The 22,258-nt window shown below is 65.9% G+C and carries 15 protein-coding genes; 9 read left to right on the top strand and 6 right to left on the bottom strand.

The features are described from left to right. Genes glgX through treZ form a run of 3 tightly spaced genes read left to right on the top strand, consistent with a single transcriptional unit; the run spans window position 1 to window position 6,141 of the window. Window positions 1-2,130, top strand: coding sequence for a glycogen debranching protein GlgX (gene glgX, locus PGN27_RS00810; protein WP_335324372.1), 2,130 nt, complete (start codon window positions 1-3; stop codon window positions 2,128-2,130). Between the two features lie 13 nt (window positions 2,131-2,143). After that, complete coding sequence (treY, locus tag PGN27_RS00805; RefSeq protein WP_335324371.1) at window positions 2,144-4,408, top strand: malto-oligosyltrehalose synthase; 2,265 nt, start codon at window positions 2,144-2,146, stop codon at window positions 4,406-4,408. Beyond that, a complete protein-coding gene (treZ, locus tag PGN27_RS00800) occupies window positions 4,408-6,141 on the top strand; it encodes a malto-oligosyltrehalose trehalohydrolase (protein WP_335324370.1) in 1,734 nt (577 codons plus the stop codon). Before treY ends, treZ begins: the two co-directional genes overlap by 1 nt. On the opposite strand, the gene ilvA is transcribed toward treZ, so the two are convergent. Further along, on the bottom strand, window positions 6,129-7,403 hold the full coding sequence (gene ilvA, locus PGN27_RS00795) for a threonine ammonia-lyase IlvA (RefSeq protein ID WP_335324369.1): 1,275 nt from the start codon (window positions 7,401-7,403) through the stop codon (window positions 6,129-6,131). The genes treZ and ilvA overlap by 13 nt on opposite strands. A 113-nt stretch (window positions 7,404-7,516) precedes the next feature. Here ilvA and PGN27_RS00790 point away from each other — a divergent pair, with 113 nt between their 5' ends. After that, window positions 7,517-7,708: a hypothetical protein gene (locus PGN27_RS00790; RefSeq protein WP_335324368.1), complete on the top strand. Its 192-nt coding sequence runs from the start codon at window positions 7,517-7,519 to the stop codon at window positions 7,706-7,708. On the opposite strand, the gene PGN27_RS00785 is transcribed toward PGN27_RS00790, so the two are convergent. Further along, entirely contained in the window at window positions 7,705-8,115 is a 411-nt protein-coding gene (locus PGN27_RS00785; RefSeq protein ID WP_335324367.1) for a MerR family transcriptional regulator, read from the bottom strand. The two genes, PGN27_RS00790 and PGN27_RS00785, sit on opposite strands and share 4 nt — an antisense overlap. A 60-nt stretch (window positions 8,116-8,175) precedes the next feature. On the opposite strand from PGN27_RS00785, the gene PGN27_RS00780 reads away from it, so the two are divergent. Then, window positions 8,176-8,619, top strand: coding sequence for a PPOX class F420-dependent oxidoreductase (locus tag PGN27_RS00780; RefSeq protein WP_335324366.1), 444 nt, complete (start codon window positions 8,176-8,178; stop codon window positions 8,617-8,619). Between the two features lie 24 nt (window positions 8,620-8,643). Here PGN27_RS00780 and dnaE read toward each other — a convergent pair whose 3' ends face one another. Further along, entirely contained in the window at window positions 8,644-12,186 is a 3,543-nt protein-coding gene (gene dnaE, locus PGN27_RS00775) for a DNA polymerase III subunit alpha (protein ID WP_335324365.1), read from the bottom strand. Between the two features lie 131 nt (window positions 12,187-12,317). Here dnaE and PGN27_RS00770 point away from each other — a divergent pair, with 131 nt between their 5' ends. The 3 genes from PGN27_RS00770 to PGN27_RS00760 are packed head-to-tail and all read left to right on the top strand — an operon-like array spanning window position 12,318 to window position 14,787. Continuing rightward, the gene (locus PGN27_RS00770) at window positions 12,318-13,247 is read left to right on the top strand and encodes an efflux ABC transporter ATPase subunit, DrrA-related (RefSeq protein WP_335324364.1); all 930 of its coding nucleotides are present in this window, start codon (window positions 12,318-12,320) and stop codon (window positions 13,245-13,247) included. Continuing rightward, on the top strand, window positions 13,244-13,981 hold the full coding sequence (locus PGN27_RS00765) for an ABC transporter permease (protein ID WP_335324363.1): 738 nt from the start codon (window positions 13,244-13,246) through the stop codon (window positions 13,979-13,981). The genes PGN27_RS00770 and PGN27_RS00765 overlap by 4 nt, the downstream gene beginning before the upstream one ends. After that, window positions 13,978-14,787 carry an ABC transporter permease gene (locus tag PGN27_RS00760; RefSeq protein WP_335324362.1) on the top strand — a complete coding sequence of 270 codons (810 nt, stop codon included), beginning with the start codon at window positions 13,978-13,980 and terminating at the stop codon, window positions 14,785-14,787. The genes PGN27_RS00765 and PGN27_RS00760 overlap by 4 nt, the downstream gene beginning before the upstream one ends. Here PGN27_RS00760 and PGN27_RS00755 read toward each other — a convergent pair. After that, entirely contained in the window at window positions 14,677-16,026 is a 1,350-nt protein-coding gene (locus PGN27_RS00755) for a mannosyltransferase (protein WP_418888509.1), read from the bottom strand. The genes PGN27_RS00760 and PGN27_RS00755 overlap by 111 nt on opposite strands. Before the next feature lie 257 nt (window positions 16,027-16,283). Between PGN27_RS00755 and PGN27_RS00750 the strand changes: the two genes are divergently transcribed. After that, entirely contained in the window at window positions 16,284-17,594 is a 1,311-nt protein-coding gene (locus PGN27_RS00750) for a mannosyltransferase (RefSeq protein WP_418888541.1), read from the top strand. Here PGN27_RS00750 and PGN27_RS00745 read toward each other — a convergent pair. Together PGN27_RS00745 and PGN27_RS00740 are read right to left on the bottom strand one after the other, a co-directional pair. Beyond that, complete coding sequence (locus PGN27_RS00745; RefSeq protein ID WP_335324359.1) at window positions 17,582-18,883, bottom strand: UDP-glucose dehydrogenase family protein; 1,302 nt, start codon at window positions 18,881-18,883, stop codon at window positions 17,582-17,584. The genes PGN27_RS00750 and PGN27_RS00745 overlap by 13 nt on opposite strands. 183 nt (window positions 18,884-19,066) lie before the next feature. Continuing rightward, the gene (locus PGN27_RS00740) at window positions 19,067-22,255 is read right to left on the bottom strand and encodes an MMPL/RND family transporter (RefSeq protein WP_335324358.1); all 3,189 of its coding nucleotides are present in this window, start codon (window positions 22,253-22,255) and stop codon (window positions 19,067-19,069) included. Window positions 22,256-22,258: the final 3 nt, after the last annotated feature.

Below are 22,258 nucleotides of genomic sequence, written 5' to 3'. Positions count from 1 at the left end.
GTGGCCACGACGGTCTGGCCCGGTACGCCCTACCCACTGGGCGCCACCTATGACGGTGCAGGAACCAACTTTTCGTTGTTCTCCGAGGTCGCCACGCTGGTCGAACTCTGTCTGATCGCCAAGGACGGCACCGAGCAACGGATTCCGCTCGACGAGGTCGACGGCTACGTCTGGCACGCCTACCTGCCGACGGTGAGTCCAGGCCAGCGCTACGGCTTCCGGGTGCACGGGCCGTGGGATCCCGGCGTCGGGCAGCGCTGCGATCCGAGCAAGCTGTTGCTCGACCCCTACGGCAAGGCCTTCTACGGCAACTTCACCTTCGGTCAGGCGTTGTTCTCCTACGACCTGGAGTCCGACCATCCGGCCGTCACGCCGGCCGATCCCGCGGTGGACTCCCTCGGCCACACCATGACCAGCGTGGTGATCAACCCGTTCTTCGACTGGGGATCGGACCGTGCCCCCAAGACCCCTTACCACGAGACGGTCATCTACGAGGCTCATGTCAAGGGCCTGACCCAATGCCATCCCGACATCCCCGAGGACCTGCGCGGCACCTACGCCGGACTCGCCCACCCCGCGATCATCGAACATCTCAAGGCGCTCAACGTGACCGCCATCGAACTGATGCCGGTGCACCAATTCCTGCACGACCACCGGCTGCTCGACCTCGGCTTGCGAAATTACTGGGGCTACAACACGTTCGGCTTCTTCGCACCCCATTCCGAATACGCGTCGAACCGCCACGCCGGCGGCGCGGTGGCCGAGTTCAAGGCGATGGTGCGTTCCTTCCATGCGGCGGGTATCGAGGTGATCCTCGACGTGGTCTACAACCACACCGCCGAGGGCAACCATCTGGGTCCGACACTGAATTTCCGCGGAATAGACAACGCGGCGTACTACCGGCTACTCGACGGTGAGGAGCAGTTCTACAAGGACTTCACCGGTACCGGTAACAGCCTCAACGCCAGACACCCGCACACACTGCAGCTGATCATGGACTCGCTGCGGTACTGGGTGCTGGAGATGCACGTCGACGGTTTCCGTTTCGACCTGGCCTCCACGCTGGCGCGCGAATTCTACGATGTGGACCGGCTTTCGGCGTTCTTCGACCTGGTACAGCAGGATCCCGTGATCAGCCAGGTCAAGCTGATCGCCGAACCGTGGGATGTCGGCGAAGGCGGTTATCAGGTCGGCAACTTCCCTGGTCTGTGGACCGAATGGAACGGCAAGTATCGCGATACGGTGCGCGACTATTGGCGCGGCGAACCGGCCACCCTGGGCGAGTTCGCATCCCGGCTGACCGGGTCCTCGGATCTCTACGAGCACACCGGGCGCCGGCCCGGCGCCAGCATCAACTTCGTCACCTGCCACGACGGGTTCACCCTTGCCGACCTGGTCTCCTACAACGAGAAGCACAACGAGGCCAACGGTGAGGACAACCGGGACGGCGAGAGCCACAACCGATCCTGGAATTGCGGTGTGGAGGGGCCTACCGACGATCCCGCCGTCATCAGCCTGCGGTCCCGGCAGATGCGCAACATGATCGCCACCCTGATGGTGTCGCAGGGCACCCCCATGATCAGCCACGGCGACGAGATCGGCCGCACCCAGGGCGGCAACAACAATGCCTACTGCCAGGACTCGCCGGTCGCGTGGGTGGACTGGGCCAAACTCGACGAGAACGCCGAACTGCTCGAGTTCACCCGCAAGGCAGTGGCCCTACGCAAGAAGCACCCGGTGTTCCGACGGCGCCGGTTCCTGGCAGGCAACCCGATCCGCAGCGGTGAGCAGGTACGCGATATCGCGTGGCTGACCCCGGCCGGTGCGGAGATGACGCCGCAAGACTGGGGATCGGGGTTCGGTAAGAGCATCGCGGTCTTTCTCAACGGCGACGCCATCCCCGAGCCCAACGCGCGCGGTGAGCGGGTGCGCGACGATTCGTTCCTGCTGTGCTTCAACGCACACGACGAGGAACTCGATTTCGTGCTGCCACCCGATGATTACGCCGAAAAGTGGGTAACCGCGTTGGACACCGGCGACCCCGCCGGTGCCGACGAGGTGACCATATCTGCCGGCGAGAAGATCTCGCTGCAGCCACGATCACTTCGGGTGCTCAAGAAAACGACCTAGGCGGTAACGGCTGATGGGTGTCCCGGTCTCCACATATCGACTGCAGATGCGCGGGGACGCGTTCACTTTCGCCGATGCACTCGCCCTGCTCGACTACCTGGACGAGTTGGGGGTCAGCCATCTGTACCTGTCCCCCATCCTGACCGCCGCGGTGGGCTCGACGCACGGCTACGACGTCACCGATCCCACCACGATCTCCGCGGCCCTCGGCGGTCCCGACGGGTTTGCCGCTCTGTCGGCCGCGGCGCGCGAGCGGGGCCTCGGCGTGATCGTGGACATCGTGCCCAATCACGTCGGCGTGGAGGATCCCCGGGCCAACCCCTGGTGGTGGGATGTGCTCACCCACGGCAGGGATTCGGCGTACGGCGCGTACTTCGACATCGACTGGGATCTGGCCGACGGACGAATCGTGTTGCCGGTGCTGGGTTCTGACGATGACATCGCCGGGTTGGCCGTCGACGGCGACGTGTTGCGCCTGGGCGACCGGACGTGGCCGATCGCGCCGGGTACCGGCAGCGGCACCGTCGAGCAGGTCTATGGGCGCCAGCACTACAAGCTGATTGGCTGGCGCAACAACGTGTGCGGGTATCGCCGATTCTTCTCCATCACCTCGCTGGCCGGATTGCGCCAGGAAGACCCCGAGGTGTTCGCCGCATCGCATGCCGAAGTGGCCCGGTGGTTCAGCGACGGACTGGTCGACGGGCTGCGCATCGACCACCCCGACGGGTTGACCGACCCCGCCGACTACCTGGCGCGGCTGCGCGAACTCGTCGGCCAGGACGCCTGGATCGTGATCGAGAAGATTTTGGCCCCCGACGAGGCCCTGGACACCGCGCTGCCGGTCGATGGCGCCACCGGTTACGACGCGTTGCGCGAAGTGGGGGGCGTCTTCATCGATCCTTCCGCCCGGTCCGAACTCGACGGGCTCTACGGCGGTACCTCCGAGTACGCGAGCCAGATCGCCGAGCTCAAGAGGACGGCAGCGACGGTGACCCTGGCCAGCGAGCTGGCCCGGGTGCGCCGGACGATCGTCGCCGAGACGCGGACCGACCACCCACAGCTGCCCGAATCGATCACCGCACTGCTGACCCATATCGGCGTCTACCGGTTCGACTATCCCGCCCTCGCCGCACTGGGCCCGGTGGCGATCGCCGAAACCATCTCCGCCCGTCCGGATCTCGCTGCCCCACTGCAGATCGTGGCCACTGCACTTGCCGGAGCCGGCGAATCGGCCAAACGCATCCAGCAGCTGTGTGGTGCCGTCACCGCCAAAGCCGTCGAAGATTGTCAGTTCTACCGGGACGCTCGGTTGGTCACCCTCAACGAGGTCGGTGGCGAACCCGACCTGTTCGGTGTCAGCGCCGCCGAGTTCCATGCCCGCAACGCCACCAGGGCGGCGTTGTGGCCGCACGCGATGGTGACCACTTCCACCCACGACACCAAGCGCAGCGAAGACGTCCGGGCGCGCATCGGCGTGTTGTCCCAGGTGCCTGCGCTCTGGGCCGACCGGGTGGCACGCTGGTCGCAGGTGGTCATCGCTCCCGATGCAGATACCGCGCTGTTCCTGTGGCAGAACATCTTCGGCGTCTGGCCGGTGGATGGCGAGGTAACCGACGAACTGCGCACCCGGCTGCATGCCTATGCCGAGAAAGCGATCCGCGAGGCCGGTGTGCACACCACCTGGAACGACCCGAACACGGAGTTCGAAGCGGCGGTGCACGACTGGTTGGACGCCGTGCTCGACGGACCGGTGGGTACCGAACTCACCGCGCTGGTGGGCCGGCTCCAGCCGCACGCGCTCAATGATGCCGTGGGCCAGAAGCTGCTCGCGCTCACCGTGCCGGGCATTCCCGACGTCTACCAGGGCACCGAACTTCTCGACGACAGCCTGGTCGATCCGGACAACCGGCGACCGGTGGACTACTCGGTTCGTCGAAAGGCGCTCACCGAGCTGGCCGACCCCAAGATGCGGATCGTCAACGCCGCGTTGCGATCACGACGCGAACGGCCCGAGACCTACCTGAGCGGCGGATACCGCCCACTGCTGGCCGGCGGTCCGGCAGCCGATCATGTCCTCGCCTACTCCAGGGGCGCCGACGTCGTGGTGGCGGTCAGCCGATGCACCGCCCGGCTCGAAGACACCGGTTGGGGTGAGACCAGTGTGACGCTGCCCGAGGGTCACTGGACCGACCGATTGACCGGTCGCACGTTCGTCGGCGTCGCCGATGCAGCCGACCTGTTCGCCGAGCTGCCCGGCGTGCTGCTGGAGCGTGTGTGATGGCGACGTTCGAGGTGTGGGCACCCCGACCCGACCGGGTGCAGTTGGAGCTCGACGGTGTGCGGTACCCGATGGTGCGCGACGAGGCGAACTGGTGGCATGCCGATGTCCAGGCGCGTCCGGACAGCAGGTATGGATACCTGCTCGACGACGAGGACACGGTGCTGCCCGACCCGCGCTCACCCCGGCAACCCGACGGGGTGCACGGCGCCTCACAGCGGTGGCAGCCCGCGGCTCCGCCGGCGCCGTGGGCGGGCCGCTCGATCGAGGGCGCCACCATCTACGAGCTGCACATCGGGACCTTCACCCCGGCGGGCACCCTCGACGCGGCCGCCGAAAAGCTCGATCACCTGGTCGATCTGGGCGTCGATTTTGTGGAGCTGATGCCGGTCAACGCATTCAGCGGAAGCCACGGCTGGGGTTATGACGGTGTGCTCTGGTATGCCGTCCACGAACCCTACGGTGGGCCGGACGCACTGTTGCGCTTCGTCGATGCCTGCCATGGGCGGGGCCTCGGTGTGCTGATCGACGCCGTGTTCAACCACCTCGGACCGTCCGGGAACTACCTGCCGCGCTTCGGCCCGTATCTGTCCAGCGGCAGCAACCCGTGGGGCGAATCGATCAACATCGCCGACGACGGTGCCGACGAGGTGCGCCGCTACATCATCGACTGCGCGCTGCGCTGGATGCGCGAGTTCGGTGCCGATGGTCTGCGTCTGGACGCCGTGCATGCGCTGGTCGACACCACGGCCATTCACATCCTGGAGGAGCTGTCTGCCGAAACCGACAAGCTGGCAACGCAATTGGGTCGGCCGTTGGCGCTGATCGCCGAGAGTGACATGAATGATCCGCGGACCATCACGCCACGTGATCGAGGCGGGCTCGGGATGACGGCCCAGTGGGACGATGACATCCACCACGCCATCCACACCGCGGTCTCCGGCGAACGGCAGGGTTACTACGCCGATTTCGGCTCACTACAGACCCTGGCGCAGACATTGGGCCACGGCTTCTTCCACGCCGGCACCTATTCGTCGTTCCGCGGCCGGAGACACGGCCGCCCCCTGGACATCGCCACGGTGCCCGCGACGCGACTGGTGGCCTACACGCTGACCCACGATCAGGTCGGCAACCGCGCGGTCGGCGATCGACCATCGCAGAACCTGACACCCGGGCAGCTCGCGGTCAAGGCCGCACTTGCATTGGGATCGCCGTACACCGCCATGCTGTTCATGGGCGAGGAATGGGGTGCAAGCAGCCCCTTCCAGTTCTTCAGCTCGCATCCCGAACCGGAACTGGCCCGCGCCACCGCCGAGGGCCGCAAGGCCGAATTCGCCGCGCACGGATGGGATGCCGACGAGATCCCGGATCCACAGGACCCGGCAACCTTCGAGCGTTCCAAGCTGAGGTGGAGCGAGGTCGACCAGAGTGTGCACGCTCGCCTGTACCAGACCTACCGCGCCCTGATCGCGTTGCGGCACAACGAACCCGACTTCGCCGATCCGTGGCTGAGCCATCTGCGTATCGACTACGACGAGTCCGCACGCTGGATCATCATGTACCGCGGCAGTTTTGCGGTGATCTGTAACCTCGGCGACGTTCCGGTCACCGTGCCGGTGAGCGGCGAGGTCGCGCTGGCCTGGGAGCCGCCCTCACCAGGGGACGGCGGTACCCAGATCCCCGCGCAGTCGTTCGCGGTACTGCGGGATGTGCAGGCGGCTCAGGTCAGGTAGCGGTACGTCGGAGAACCCGGCTCGAGCAGTTCGACGTGGGCATCGGAGGCCTGCATGCGGGTCAACAGTCCGTCCAGGTCGCCGGCCGAGCCCATCTCGATGCCGACCAGGGCTTCGCCTGTCTCCCGGTTGTTGCGCTTGACGTACTCGAAGAGGGTGATGTCGTCGTTGGGCCCGAGCACCGTGTCGAGGAAGCCCCGCAGCGCGCCGGGCTCCTGTGGGAAGTCGACGAGGAAGTAGTGCTTGAGCCCACGGTGCACCAGGGAGCGTTCCAGGATCTCCCCGTAACGCGACACGTCGTTGTTGCCGCCGGAAATGATGCACACCACCGTCGCACCGGGGGTGATATCGGCCTCCAACAGCGCGGCGACCGACAGCGCGCCGGCCGGCTCGGCGATGATGCCCTCGTTCTGGTACAGGTCGAGCATCGCCGAGCACACCGCGCCCTCGTCGACCGCGGTCACCGACACCATGTCACCCGCGGCGGCCAAGGCGGCGAAGGTGTGCGTACCCGCGCGGGCCACCGCCGCCCCGTCGACGAACTGATCGACATGCTCCAGCGTCACCGGGGCGCCGGCCGCGAGGGCGGCCAACATCGAGGCCGCGCCCGCGGGTTCGGCACCGAGTACCGCGGTACCGGTGGTGCGCTCGGCAAGATAGGTGGTGATACCGGCGATACACCCGCCGCCGCCGATCGGGACGATCACCAGGTCCGGTTCACCGGGCAGCTGGTCGAGCAGCTCGACGGCGATGGTGCCCTGGCCGGCCATCGTGCGCGGGTCGTCATAGGGCGGCACCAGCGTCGCTCCGGTGCGGGCCACATCATCGAGCGCAGCCTGGGCGGCCATGTCATAGGTCTTGCCGCCGACGATCAGTTCGATGAACTCGCCCCCGTGGTAACGGATGCGGTCGCGCTTCTGCTTGGGCGTCTTGGCGGGCACGTAGACGCGTCCGTGCACGCCCATCGACCGGCAGGCCAACGCGAAGCCCTGGGCATGGTTGCCCGCCGAGGAACACACCACCCCGGCGGCGAGCTCCTCGGCGGTCAGCTGCATCAGCATGTTGTAGGCGCCGCGCAGCTTGTAGGAGCGCACCGCCTGCAGATCCTCGCGCTTGAGATAGACCTGCGCACCGGTGATCTGGGACAGCCGATCGCTGAACTGCAGTGGACTCACCGTGACCACACCCGAAATTCGCTCGGCAGCCTCATCCACGTCGGTGGCGGTCAGCGGCGAGGTGCTCTGGTTCAGATCGGTGGACACCCCGACAATGGTGCCACCACCTGGGCCGTCCGTGAAAATTGGCAATCGGACGTGACACGCCCAATACATAGTTTCGGTTGCCCGAACTCTGGGTTGCGAGTTATCGTGGTGCGGTGACGACCCAGACCGAATTCGCCATCGCCGGGGTGCCCTGGCCGATGCACAAGCTGCTCGCGCTGATCGTGGGCGTGCTGGTCCTGGCGCTGGTCGGCATGGTGACCGCGAGCATGGGCACCGCCGTCCTCACCGCCGCCGGTATCGCCACCGTGATCTGGGTGGCCGGCAGCATGGCTGCGCGCCGCTAGGTATCGACCGACACCGGTTGCAGATCGACCCCGCACGCGCACGCATCGATCGACGGGCACTGGCATTCCATCCCTCGGCGGATGGTCTCCTTGGCGCGCAGCAGCGAGGCGATGGTCGCGTCGATCTCGGCCAGCTTGGCCTGCGCCAACGCCCGGGAGGCGGGTCGACCCGGCGTGTCATCGCCGATCAGCACCGCGATGTCCTCCAGCGCAAACCCCGCCGTCTTGCATGCGCGAATGATCTCCAGCCGGACCAGCACCGTCTCCTGATAACGGCGTTGACCGCCCACCCGGTCCGGGGCGGGCAACAGCCCGACCTGCTCGTAGTACCGCAGGGTGGTCTGGGCAATCCCGGTACGGCGAGACACTTCGCCGATGGTCAACCCGGCCGCCAACGCCCCGGTCATTGCCGCCCCCTTCTCGACATCGCTTGACTTCGAGTCAACTCTAAGTTGTTCACTGGCGTCATGCCAGAAACAGATACCGACCTGACCACCCTGAGCCGATCCCGGTACGCCATGTTGCGCACCTACCGACGCGACGGTACGCCGGTCGACACACCGATGTGGTTCACACTGGACGGACGAACCATGTTGTTACGCACCAAGATCGGTCCCAAGACCCGTCGACTGCAGGCACACGCCGACGTCGAGGTGGCCGTCTGCGATCACCGCGGCGAGCACGTGGGCGACTTCCGTCCGGGCCGGGCCCGCTTGCTCACCGGCCAGGCGGCCGAGCAGGCCAATACCGCGCTGCACCGCCGCTACGGGTGGCAGTACAACGTCCTGCCGATGGTGAGGATCCCCGGTGTCACCAGCGTGCACCGCGACCTCCCGCTGCGCGAAAAGCTGCGTCGGGCAACGCATCGCGCGTTGTGGCCCGACAGCGCGATGGTGGCCATCGACCTGTAGGTCCGATCGCCGGTGCGGGTGGGATCAGCCGCCGAGACAACCAGGGCCGAGCAGTGCCTTGAGATCGCCCATCAACGCCGAGGACGGGGTGACCCGCAGTGACTGATCGAGCTCCAGAGTGGTGATGCGCTCACCGCTGATCAGCCGCAGATGCACCTGCGAGGTGCCGGGGTGCCGCGCCAGCACCTGCTTGAGCGCGGTCACCTTGTCCACTGTGCACTGCCGCGTCGGCAAGCTGACGGCGACGGGACGATCACCCTGGGCATTCGAGAAGTCGGGCACCACAAGGTCGTTGGCGATCAGCGAGATCCGATCGTCCCGGATGGCCACCTTCGCCCCGACGATGACCACCGCGTCATCGGCGATATCGGCGCCGAACGCCGAATAGGTCTGCGGGAAGAACAGCACCTCGATACCGCCGGTCAGGTCCTCCACCTGCGCCGAGGCCCACGGCAGACCGTTCTTGTTGACGCGGCGGTTCACCGAGGCGAGGATTCCGCCGATGCGCACCTGGGTGTCGTTGGCGATATCGCCTTCCAGGATCGCCGGGATCTGGGTGTCGACATGCGCGGCGAGCAGATGGGCGACACCGTCGAGGGGGTGGCCGGACACGTAGAGGCCCAACATCTCTCGTTCGAGCGCCAGCTTGTGCTTGTCCTCCCACTCTCCCTCGGGCACCGGGATGGTGAACACCGACTCCATCCCGGTGTCGGCGTCCCCGCCGCCGAACAGATCGAACTGGCCGATGGCCTCGGCCTTCTTGGTCCCGAGCACCGAATCGACCGCATCGGCGTGCACCAGGAACAGCCCCTTGCGAGGATGCCCCAGCGAGTCGAAGGCGCCGGCCTTGATCAACGACTCGGTCACCTTCTTGTTGCAGGCGGCGATGTCGATCTTGTTCAGATAGTCCGAGAAGTCGGTGTACTTACCCTTTTCGTTACGGGCGTTGATGATCGACTGGACCACATTGGCGCCGACATTGCGCACCCCGCCCAGGCCATAACGGATATCGTCGCCGACCGAGGCGAAGTTGTGCACCGACTCGTTGACGTCCGGGGGTAGCACGGTGATGCCGAGCCGGCGGCAGTCCGACAGGTAGATGGCGGCCTTGTCCTTGTCGTCACCGACCGAGGTGAGCAGACCCGCCATGTATTCGGCCTGGTAGTTGGCCTTGAGATAGGCCGTCCAGAAGGACACCAGACCGTAGCCGGCGGCATGCGATTTGTTGAACGCGTACCCGGCGAACGGCAGGATGGTGTCCCACAGCGCCTTCACCGCGGCCTCGGAGAACCCGTTGGCCGTCATCCCCTCCTTGAAGCCCTTGTACTCGGCCTCGAGCACCTCAAGCTTCTTCTTGCCCATGGCTTTTCGCAGCGCATCGGCCTTACCCATGGTGTAGGACGCGACCTTCTGCGCGATGAACATGATCTGCTCTTGGTAGACGATCAGGCCGTAGGTCTCGGCGAGGATCTCCTTGAGCGGCTCTTCGAGCTCGGGATGGATCGGTGTGATCGGCTGGCGACCGTTCTTGCGGTCGGCATAGTCGTTGTGCGCGTTCATACCCATCGGGCCGGGCCGGTACAGCGCCAGCACGGCCACGATGTCGTTGAAGCCGGTCGGCTGCATGCGCCGCAGCAGATCGCGCATCGGCCCACCGTCGAGCTGGAACACCCCGAGCGTGTCGCCGCGGGACAACAGCTCATAGGTCGCCGGATCATCGAGCGGGAGATGATCCATGTCCAGGTCGATACCGCGATTGGCCTTGATGTTCTCCAGCGCGTCACCGATGACGGTGAGGTTGCGCAGGCCGAGGAAGTCCATCTTCAGCAGGCCGATGGACTCACACGACGGGTAGTCCCAGCCGGTGATGATCGCGCCGTCCTGCGGGCGCTTCCACAGCGGGATCGCGTCGACCAGGGGTTCGGAACTCATGATCACCGCGCAGGCGTGCACGCCTGCGTTGCGGACCAGACCCTCCAGACCGCGCGCGGTCTCGTAGATGGTGCGCACATCGGGGTCGGTGTCGATCAGCCCCCGCACCTCGGCGGCTTCCTTGTACCGCTCGTGCTTCGGGTCGGTGATACCCGACAGCGGGATGTCCTTGGCCATGATCGGCGGCGGCAGCGCCTTGGTGATGCGGTCGGCGATGGCGAAACCGGGCTGGCCGTAGTTGACCCGGGCAGAGTCCTTCAGCGCGGCCTTGGTCTTGATGGTGCCGAAGGTGATCACCTGGGCGACCCGGTCGCTACCCCACTTGTCCGAGGCGTAGCGCACCATCTCACCGCGGCGGCGGTCGTCGAAGTCGATATCGATATCGGGTGCCGACGGGCGTTCGGGGTTGAGGAACCGCTCGAACAGCAGGCCGTGCGGGATCGGGTCGATGTTGGTGATGCCCATGGCGTAGGCCACCAGCGAACCGGCCGCGGACCCACGACCCGGGCCGACCCGGATGTTCACCGAGCGGGCGTAGTTGATCAGGTCGGCGACGATCAAGAAGTATGCCGGGAAGCCCTTGTCGCAGATGACCTTGATCTCGTAGTTGGCGCGGTCGATGTACTCCTGGGGAACCTGCGCGCCCGCGAACCGCCGCTCCGCCAGACCGGTCATCACCTCGTGGGTCAGCCAGGACTGCTGATCATGGCCGTCGGGCACCGGGAAGACCGGCATCCGGTCGCGCGGGGTCCACACGTCGGCGTAGGACTGCACGCGCTCGCCGATCAGCAGAGTGGAATCGCAGGCACCGGGCACCTGCGGATCCCACAGCGCCCGCATGTCGGCGGCGGACTTCAGGTAATAACCGTCACCGTCGAACTTGAACCGGGTGGGATCCGACAGTGTCTTGCCGGTCTGCACGCACAGCAGCGCCTCATGAGTCTGCGAGGCCTCGCGGGTGACGTAGTGGCAGTCATTGGTGGCCAGCGGCGGGATGCCGAGCTTGCGGCCCACCTCGAGGAGGCCGTCGCGGACCCGGCGCTCGATCTCGATGCCGTGGTCCATCAGCTCAAGGAAGAAGTTCTCCTTGCCGAAGATGTCCTGCCATTTCGCGGCGGCTTCCAGCGCCTCCCGCTCGTGCCCGAGCCGCAGCCGGGTCTGCACCTCCCCCGACGGACATCCGGTCGTGGCGATGATGCCCTCGGCATGCTCGGCGATCAGCTCGGCGTCCATGCGCGACCACTTGCCCAGCTGGCCCTCGAACGAGGCCAGCGAGGACAACTTGAACAGGTTGCGCAGACCGGCGGCGTTCTCGGCGACCATGGTCATGTGGGTGTAGGCGCCGCTACCGGAGACGTCGTCACCCTTCTGGCTGCGGTCACCCCACTGCACGCGCTTGGTGTCGAATCGCGAACCGGGGGCGATGTAGGCCTCGATACCGATGATCGGTTTGATACCTGCGGCGGTGGCCACGTTGTAGAACTCGCTGGCCCCGAACATGTTGCCGTGGTCGGTCATTCCGATGGCGGGCATCTCCAGGCGTTGGGCCTCGGCGATCATCGGCTTGACCTTGGCCGCGCCGTCGAGCATCGAATATTCGGTGTGGTTATGCAGATGCACGAACGAGGAGCCCATAGGACGACGATTCTATGGGTGCCGACCGACATCCCCGGGCGTGTCGCGGGCACGTGTCTGACACACCGCAGGCCGGGCCGGCCCGATCGGCCGGCGCCGACGGCGCGACACCGGTTGTATCGTGGGATTTCGTGATCGAGCTCAACGGTGTCGCCAAGACGTTCGGCGGCGTCACCGCTCTGCGGGACGTGAGCTTCGCGGTCCCCACCGGTTCGGTATGCGCCCTGCTCGGCCACAACGGTGCGGGCAAGACCACCGTGGTCAACATCCTCTCGACACTGGTGCGGCCCACGGCGGGCTCGGCGGTGGTGGCAGGCCATGATGTGGTCACCGAAGCCGCGCAGGTGCGCCGCGCCATCGGGGTCACCGGCCAGGACGCGGCGCTGGACCTGCGTCTGACCGGCCGGGAGAACCTGGTGCTGTTCGCCCGCCTGCGCGGGTTGTCGAAGAGCGGGGCCCGGGCCAGGGCCGACGAGCTGATCACCCAGTTCGACATGAGCGGGGCCGCCGACCGGCCGGTGAGCGGATACTCCGGCGGCATGCGCCGGCGCATCGACATCGCCGTGTCGCTGGTGGTGCAGCCCACCGTGCTGTTCCTCGACGAGCCGACGACCGGACTGGACCCGCGCAGTCGGCGAGACGTGTGGGATTTGGTCTCGGCACTGTCGGCGCAGCACATCACCGTCCTGCTGACCACCCAGTATCTGGAGGAGGCGGATGTGCTCAGCGACTCCGTCGTGATTCTGGATTCGGGCCGCGTGGTCGCCAGCGGGACGGCCGACGAACTGAAACGGCGAGCCGGGCCCGGCTACTGCCAGATGACGGTGATGCACGCCGAGGATCTGCCCCGCATCGCCGCGGCGCTCACCGATTTCGACGAGGTCGAGGTGGACGCGAAGGCCATGCGCGTCTCGGTGCCTGCCGCGCGCGGCACGGCGACGCTGTCGGAGGTGTTCCGACGCCTGGAGGACATCGGCGTCGAACTCCTCGACATCTCGTTGCGACGCCCGACGCTGGACGAGGTGTTCCTGCACCTGACCGCCCCCTCCCCCGCATCGTGAGCGCGCCGGTCATCCTGGCCGCGCGGCTCATGCGACGCAATCGGGTGGATCTGGCGTTCGCCGTCGTCGCTCCTCTGGTTGGCATCATCGGGCTGGTTTTCCTGCTGCAGGACGTCATCGTGACCGACGGGATGACCTACGCGCAGTACGTACTCCCGGCGGTCGTGGTGCAGGCGATGTTCTTCGGGGCGCTGACCACGACCGACCGTGCGGCCGCGGACAATGTCGACGGGATGAGCAGGCGGCTGCAGACCCTGCCGATCTCGCGGTACGCGCCGCTGACGGCGCGCATGTATTACTGCCTGGTGCGCGGCGTGCTCGCCGTCGTGGCCGCCACCCTGGGCGCCCTACCGTTCGGATTCCGATTCACCGGCGGAATCGGTTATGCTGCAGCTTTTTTCGCACTCGCACTGTTGCTGACCCTGGCGCTGTCACTGGGTGCCGATGCCGTGGGCGCGCGGGCGAAGCGCAGCGAGGTCGCCGGCCAACTGCTGCTGATCCCGCAGTTGCTGCTGGTCCTGTTGTCGACCGGATTGGCCCCGGCGGAGTCCTTCCCCACGGCGTTGCAGCCGTTCGTGTCGAGCCAGCCTGTCTCCCAGATCACCGAGGCCCTGCGCGATTTCACCGACGGCCGGGTTGATACGCCGAATGCGATGGCCAGCCTGGGTTGGTGCCTGCTGTTTCTTTGCCTCTTCGGCTACGCTGCCCTGCGCGAACAGCGACGAGTCCGATGACCCGGCCGCAACCGCAGCATCGTGGCGGGGCGAGGGCGCTGGCCAACGAGGTCTGGGTCTTCGCCGCCAGGTTGCTCGTGCAATGGTGCCGCCATCCCACGGTGCCGCTGCAGGCGCTGTTGTTCCCCGCCGTACTGCTGCTCACCTATAGCGTGCTGGTGGGCAAGTCGATGACCCGGATCACCGGCAACAGCGGACTCGACCTGCTCATCCCGGTGTGCGCGCTGGTCGGCGCCATGTCGGGGTCGGCGGCGTCGGGGTCGATGATGTCCCATGACCGCGAGAGCGGCTTGCTCACCCGCCTGTGGGTGATGCCCGTCCGCCGCGGTAGCGCGCTGGCGGGCATCGTGTTGGCCGAGGCCCTTCGCACGTTGCTGGGCACCGCGCTGGTCACCGCGATCGGCTACGGTCTCGGATTCCGCTTCCACGGCAACATCGCGGCGCTGGCGGGGTACCTGGTCATCCCGAGCCTGGTCGTGGCGGTCTACGCGATGATCGTCATCATCCTCGGGTTGCGCGGCGAGGGCCGTACCATCTTGGCCTGGTTCGGCACGTTGAGCGTCGGACTGGCTTTCGCCGCCGTCGTCCCCGCCGATAAGACCCCGGCGGCGCTGCGCCCGTTGGCCGAGCACCAACCCGTCGCCGCGGCGGTCGAGACGATGCGACTGCTGTCGGTGGGCGAGGCGGACATCGGACTACCGCTGGCCGTCACCGCGGTCTGGGTCATCCTGCTCGGGAGTATCTTCGGTCCCGCGGCGGTGCGCAGTTACCGGCGGGCGGCCGAGTCCGGGCCCGTCGGCGGCTGAGTCACCCACGGACTCGGCGCGTCGTCCCGTCACGATCATCCAGATCATCGTCGCGACAGCCGCCACGATGTAGACGAGTCCGGCCCACGCCAGATACCAGGGCTGACTGATGTCGTGGATGCTGGGCTGCGCCGAGGACAGCAGGGTCGGGACGCTGACCACCATCAGCACGAACCACGACCAACCCAGCAGGCGGGCACCGGGTTTCGCGCGCCAGGGCCCATGGAACAGCCAGATCAGCAGCGGCACCACCCACACCCAGTGGTGGGTCCATGCCACCGGCGAGGCCACCAGCCCGAAGATCTGGATCACCAACAGCGACGCCAGGCGGTCCCGTTCGCCGGCCACCGATCCCAGCGACCGCCACGCAAACACCGCGACCAGCGCGGTGAGCACCAGCGCGCCGATGAGCAGCGCCCCGGTGCCCACGTCATGGCCCACGATCCGCGACAACCCGCCGCGCCAGGACTGATTCCAGACCGACCCGACGGGAAGATCATGACCGGCCTCGCTCATGCGTCCGGGAAAGTACCGTCGCGTCTCGTCGGGCAATAACAGGTACCCGATGCCGACGGTCGCGAAGAACACCACTGCCGAGAAGAGGGCGGTCCCCCAGCGGCGTACACCCACGAAGTACACACCGGTGATGGCCGGGGTCAGTTTGATGCCGGCCGTCACCCCGATCAACAGACCGGACAACCACCAGCGTGTGCTGTAGGCGGCGTAGAGCACCGCGAGCATGAGGAAGATGCCGATCTGTCCGACCTGGATGCTGCCGCCGGGCGGCTCCATCCAGATCGCCACCGCGGTCCACAGCATGGCGATCCGCCGACTCCCACCACCGACGAAGCGCTGACTCAGACGCACGGTCGCGTACACCGCACCCACCAGGGCGATCTGCCACAGCAGCGCCGTGAGGCCGAACGGAAGCAGGTGCAGCGGATAGAACAGGATCGCGGCGAACGGCGGATAGGTGAACGGAAGCTGTTCGTTCTTCAACGGATCTGTGTAGAAGAACTCGTAGAGGGTGCCCGGATTGTTCAGGGCCGCGCCCCCGAGTACGTAGATACGTAAATCGAAGAAGGCGTCGCCCTCGACGAGGTAGTACCCCATGGTCGATGCCACCCGCAGGACCGCGCTGATCGCGAATATGGCCGGGGCCAGCGCTTTCAGACGCGCGAACCGATCCCGCGCCGACGGAACAGGATCCGTACTCACCGGGCGACTATAAGTCACCACGCCGCGCCCATGCTCGGCCGCGAGGGAGATCGCGCGGTTCCGCTCATCGGCTCGGCCGTTACCTCGGGTCGGACCGATCCACCAGACGACGAATCGGGTGGATCCGGTACGAAATCCGGTGAATCCAAGTAAAGGTGTGCCCCGATGCGCTTGTATGACAGCGATGACGTCATTAGGTTGACGCTGCGACGGGGTGGGTTTCGGGGTTGAATTCAGAGAAGCCCGCATTCTCGGTGTCAGTCGTAGACCGACGAAAAATCGATGATTGGAGTGCTGTGAAGCGTTGGGGGGAACGCGTGATACAGCTGGCGCCATGGTTGCTCATCGCCAGCATCGTCCTGCGATCGATCGGTACGACCGGCATCCCGGACATGTTCGTCGATCTGCGGGTGTACATCTTGGGTGGGGCCGCGCTGGATCACCCCGGCACGCTGTATCAGCTTAGTTATACGGATTTGCTCGGTGAGCAGTTGCCGTTCATCTACCCACCCTTCGCAGCCGTGCTTTTCTATCCGCTGCAATGGCTTCCGTTCTTCGTTGTTGCCTGGTTATGGCAATTCGCGACCATTGCCTGCCTCTACGGAATCGTGCGCATCAGTCAGCGCATGATCGGCAGAGGCGGTCACCGGATCGCCATGCTGTGGACCGCCGCAGCTATCTGGCTGGAACCGATTCGCCTGCTGCTCAACTATTCACAGGTGGGCGTGTTCCTGACGTTCGCGGCGCTGTACGCGGCCTTCACCTCGAGGTCCTGGCTGGCGGGTTTGCTGGTCGGCCTCGCCGCGGGGGTCAAGATCACGCCGGCCATCACGGGTCTGTACTTCGTGGCGATGCGGCGGTGGGCGGCCGCGGCGTGGTCCGTCGCGGCGTTCTTCGGCACCGTCGGCATCGCCGCACTGATCGCTCCGGGTGAAACACGGGAGTTCTTCGTCGCTCTGTTCAGTCGGGTCCCGGTCTCGACGGGCACCAGCAACAACCAGTCGCTGCTCGGCACCGTGTCCCGGATCGTCGGCTACGACGCCGGACGCACGGTCCTCGTCCCCATCGCGATCGCCGCCACCGCCGTGCTGTGCATATTCGCCTGGCGAGCGCTCGGCAGGACAGGAAACCGCGACATCCTCGGTTCACTGTTGGTGGTCCAGTTGTTCGGCCTGATGGCCTCGCCCATCGCGTGGACCCACCACTGGGTCTGGCTGGTGCCGCTGATGATCTGGCTGATCACCGGCCCATGGCGCGACCAGCCGGGGGCCCGCATCCTCGGCTGGGTGTGGTTCACGGTGTTGTTGGTCGGGATACCGTCGGCGTTGTCGCTGTTGCAGTCGAGCGTATGGACCATCTCCCGCCCGTGGTACCTCGCGTGGGGTGCGGCCGTGTACGTCCCGATGACGCTGGCGACGCTCACCTGGATGATCTTCGCCGGCCGGCGGGTCGACCGCGAGCGCGGAAGGGAACCTGTCGCTCTGGGTGCCCAGCACGTGGACACCGAGGTTTCGGTGGACCATGCCGTGCCGGTGCAGCCACAGCCGGTCACCCGGCCGGCCGGCTCACCTGTCCCTCAGACCAGGTAGGTCCACCCACACTTGATCCACCATTCCTTGTCCAGGCACAGCCTGCCGTCGATCACCGTCGTGTTCCGCACGATAGCGCTGAGGTCGGACGGGTTGATGCCGACGAACTCCGACCACTCCGTCAACACCATGACGAGATCGGCGTTCTCGCAGGCCTCGTCGACCGACGCCGCGTAGGACAGTGTCGGGAACACCGCCCGGGCGTTCTCGATCGCCTTGGGGTCATAGACCGTCACCGATGCACCCTGCAGCTGCAGCTGGCCGGCCACGTTGAGCGCGGGTGAGTCGCGGACATCGTCGGAATCCGGTTTGAAGGCGGCACCGAGGATGGCGATATTGGCGCTCTGCAATCCGACCGGACATGCCTTGCGGGCCACCTCCACCATGCGGGTGCGACGGCGCATGTTGACGTTGTCGACCTCCCGCAGGAAGGTCAGCGCCTCCGAAGCACCCAGTTCGCCGGCCCGAGCCATGAACGCCCGGATGTCCTTGGGCAGGCAGCCGCCGCCGAAGCCGATACCGGCGTTGAGGAAGCGACGGCCGATACGCGCGTCGTAACCGATCGCATCGGCGACGGCGGCCACATCGGCACCGACCGCATCGCAGACCTCGGCGATCGCGTTGATGAACGAGATCTTGGTTGCCAGAAAGGCATTCGCAGACACCTTGACCAGTTCGGCGGTCTCCGGATCGGTCAGGATGAATGGGGTTTCGCGCTCGAGGATCTGCGCGTACACCTCACGGGTGACGGCTTCGGCGCGCCCACCGGCCTGGCAACCCAGGACCACGCGGTCGGGCGTGATGGTGTCCTGCACGGCGTAACCCTCGCGCAGGAACTCCGGATTCCAGGCGATCTCGACGGTGATCCCATCGGCCAATTCCGTTGCGCGCCTAGTCAAATTGGCACATGTGCCCACGGGTACCGTGGACTTGCCCAGCACCACCACATCGCGTCGCAACAACGGCACGAGGGTGTCGACAACGGCATTGACGTAGCGCAGATCGGCCGCGGATTCGCCCTTCTTCTGCGGGGTTCCGACCGCGATGAAGTAGAGCTCACTCCATTCGGCGGCGTCTGCGTAGTCGGCGGTGATGGTCAACTTCCCGGCCTGCAGATGCTTGCGCAGCAGCTCGGCAACGCCCGGCTCGTAGAAAGGCACCTCGCCGTCGACCAACTTGGCGATCCGCTTCGGATCGGTCTCCACCCCGAGGACGTCATGGCCGAGCTCGGCCATACACACCGCATGGGTGAGCCCCAGGTATCCCAATCCGAACACCGTCAGACGCACATCGACCTCTCTGCCGCATATTGGTCACGCCGGATGCACCGACGGCTGACCTGGCCCGCCGACATGCCGGATAGCTACGTCGACGGTAGGGCGGATACCCCGCAGCAGAAACCTCGAACAGGTGAACATCGTGAGGCGGGTAGGCGAAGAGCCCCGGACAGGCCCGCACCGGATGAGCAGGCGCTAACGATCCCGCCACGCCGCGGTGACCATGGAGGCCTTCGCCACCGCGACACCGTAACCGACATCGGTGTCATCCTCGGCCGGGTCGTCGTCGACCGGGAAGGCTATCGGGGTGGTCTTCACCGGCTCGTCCCTGACCACACCGCGACGGTTCTGCAGGAACGTGAGGTGACTGCGCAGCTCGTTGGGCACCTTGTTGGGCCACCAATTCTTCTCCCCCAGCAGCACCGCGATCGCCGGCACCGTGATGGTGCGCACCACAAAGGTGTCCAGCAACAATCCGACACCGATGATGAAACCGGTCTGCACGATCGCCGCGATGCTGCTGACGGTGAGCGCCAGCATCGAGGCGGCGAAGATGAGGCCCGCGGAGGTGATGACACCGCCGGTCGCGCCGATGGTGCGGATGATGGCGACCTTGGTGCCCCGGTGCGCCTCCTCCCGGATCCGGGATATCAGCAGCAGGTTGTAATCGGCTCCGACGGCGACCAACACCAGGAACGTCATACCGGGGATGTTCCAGAAGATGGGTTGGCCGAGGATGAACTGGAAGAAGATCACCGCGATGCCGATCGCGGAGGCGTAGGACAACACCACCGAGATCACCAGGTAGATCGGGGCGACGATGGCCTTCAGCAGGAAGGTCAGGATCAGGAACACCACGATCAGGGTGACCAGCACGATGTACTGGAAATCGCCGTTGTAATAGCCGCGGACATCGTTCTGCACCGCGCTCAGGCCGACCATCGTGATATCGGCATCTTCCAACGTGGTGTTGGGCCGGGCGTTCTGCGCCGTCTCCACGATCTCGTCAACCTGGTCCATCGCATCGGTGCTCAGCGGATCCAGGGCGGTCTGGATGAGATAGCGCGCGGTGTGGCCGTCGGGAGAGATGAACAGCTGGGCGGCCTTCTCGAACTCCGGGCGGGTGAGGATCTGCGGCGGGATGTAGAAGCCGGACATCGACGGGTCGCCGGCATCGCGTTTCATCGCCAGCAGGAAGTCCGACGCCTGCGTCAGTCCTCCGCCCATCTGCCGGGTCTGATCGACCAGTAGCTGCACGCCCTGGGCGAGCAGGGCACTGGAATCGGCCAGTTTGTTGATGCCGTCGACCAATTCGTCGATCTGCTTTTCCACCGCCGCGGGGCTGTCCAGCCCCAGCTCCTCGACCGCGGTGAGCGAGCGCTCCAGGTTGTCGGTGACGCCGCTGACCGACTTCTCGAGGCTGTCGCCGGGCTGGGTGTTCTCCATCTGCTTGGACAGCTCATAGAGCTGCTGGATGGTGCCGTCATCGTAGGCGGCCATGATGTCGCTCATATCCGACCGCACGGCCTTACACACCGGGTCCATGGTGCACAGCGGGCTGGAGTTCAGCAGCGATACCATCGGCCCGAGCCAGATCGTGTGCAGCACAACCTGTTCGATGCCACCACCCATGGCACGGCCGACACCGCGCAGCAGGTCGACCATCCGGGCGGTGGCATCGATGCTGCGCAGTGTCTGGACTCCCCCGAAGTCCTGCTGCGTCTGGGCCAGCGACACCAGGATGGTCTTGATCGACCCCGCCGACCCGACGATCTCGTCGCGGATCTTGTCCAGGGCATCGGCCAGCGCGTGCGCGCCCTCGGACAGCTGGGTCAGCCGAGAATCGTTCTCGTCGATCAGGTTGGTCGCCTCGCCGAGCTTGTCGCCGACCTCACCGGCCTGATGGGTCGCTCGCGCCTCGGCCAGCATCTCCCCGTTGGGTCGGGTGATACCGCGGATGGCGTCGATATTGGGGATCTGGCTGATCCGGAAGGCCATCTGCTCCATATCCGCGAGCGCACGCGGGGAACGCAGATCCTGAGTCGGCGAGTGGATCACGATGAACTGCTGCAGCGAGTTGCTGATCGGGAAATGCTCGTTCATCCGCTCGTAGGCCTGGTTGCTGTTCGAGTCCTCCGGGAGATTTCGTCGATCGTCGTAGTTGAAGTCGATCAGCAATGTGCAGGCCGCCAGGCCGACGAGAAGGAGCAGGCTGACGGTGAGGTTCAAGACGGGACGACGCACCACGTTGACCCCGGAACGCCGCCAGAACCGTCCGGTGATGTCCTTGCGCGGGTTGACCCAGCCGCGCCGCCCGGCCAGCACGATGAACGCGGGCAGCAGTGTGATCGATCCGAGGAAGCCGATCGTGATGGTCGCCGCCAGCGCCGGTCCCACGCTGGAGAACACACTCAATGTGGCGAACGACAGACCGAGGAAGGTGATGGCCACCGTGCCCGCCGAGCCGGCGATCACCTCGCCGATCGACACCATCGAGGCGATGATCGCGGCATCGGTCTTCATACCGCCGCGCAGATGTTCCTGATAGCGGCTGAAATAGAAGACGGCGTAGTCGACGCCCGCGCCGATCATCATGCCGGTGATCAGCACGATCGTCTGCGGCGCCAAACCCAACCCGAGCAGGCCCAGCCCGGCCACCACCTGCTGGGCGACAGCCAGCGAGATACCGATGCTGACCAGCGGGATGAGCATCGCGATGATATTGCGATAGACGATGATCAAGATCAGCAGCACCGTCACCACGGTGGAGACCTCGATGATGAACTGATCGCGCAGTGCGATATCGGTGACATCGTCCATCGTGGCAGCGGCACCGACGATGACGGGCTCCAAAGTGGTCCCGGCCGTCGTCTCGTTGATGATGGCCAATGCTTCGCGGTACGCCGCGAGGCCGTCGGCGCCGCCCATTGCACCGTTCAGACCCACCGGCAGGTTGAAGGCCTTGTTGTCCTTGCTGACCATGCCGGCCCGCAGCTCGGGGATCTCGACGAAGTTCTGGGTCGCCGATACCGCCGGGGACGCGCCCAGCTTGGCCACCAGCTGCCGGTAGGTCTGCTCGTCGGCGTCGGTGAGCCCGTCCTCGTTGATCAGGACGACCGCGATGAGGTTGCCCATGTCGTTGCCCTCTTCACCCTCTTTGGTGAAGGCCTCTGTCATTTGCTGGTTGGCGACAACGACAGGCGAATCCGACGGCACGAAGTCCGGCGGATTCTTCTGTGCAACCACCGCCAACGGCGGGATGGCTGCGAACAGGGAACCGGCGATGACCAGCCATGTGGCGATCATGAGCACCGGATGACGCACGATCATCTTGCCGTTGGCGGCAAGCAGACCGTGGATGGTCACCTTAGGACGTCTGGGCATTGG

The sequence above is a fragment of the Mycolicibacterium neoaurum genome (assembly GCF_036946495.1).
Taxonomy (GTDB): domain Bacteria; phylum Actinomycetota; class Actinomycetes; order Mycobacteriales; family Mycobacteriaceae; genus Mycobacterium; species Mycobacterium neoaurum_B.
Note: the sequence above shows the minus strand (reverse complement) of the source record. Positions and strands in the feature narration are given on the sequence as shown.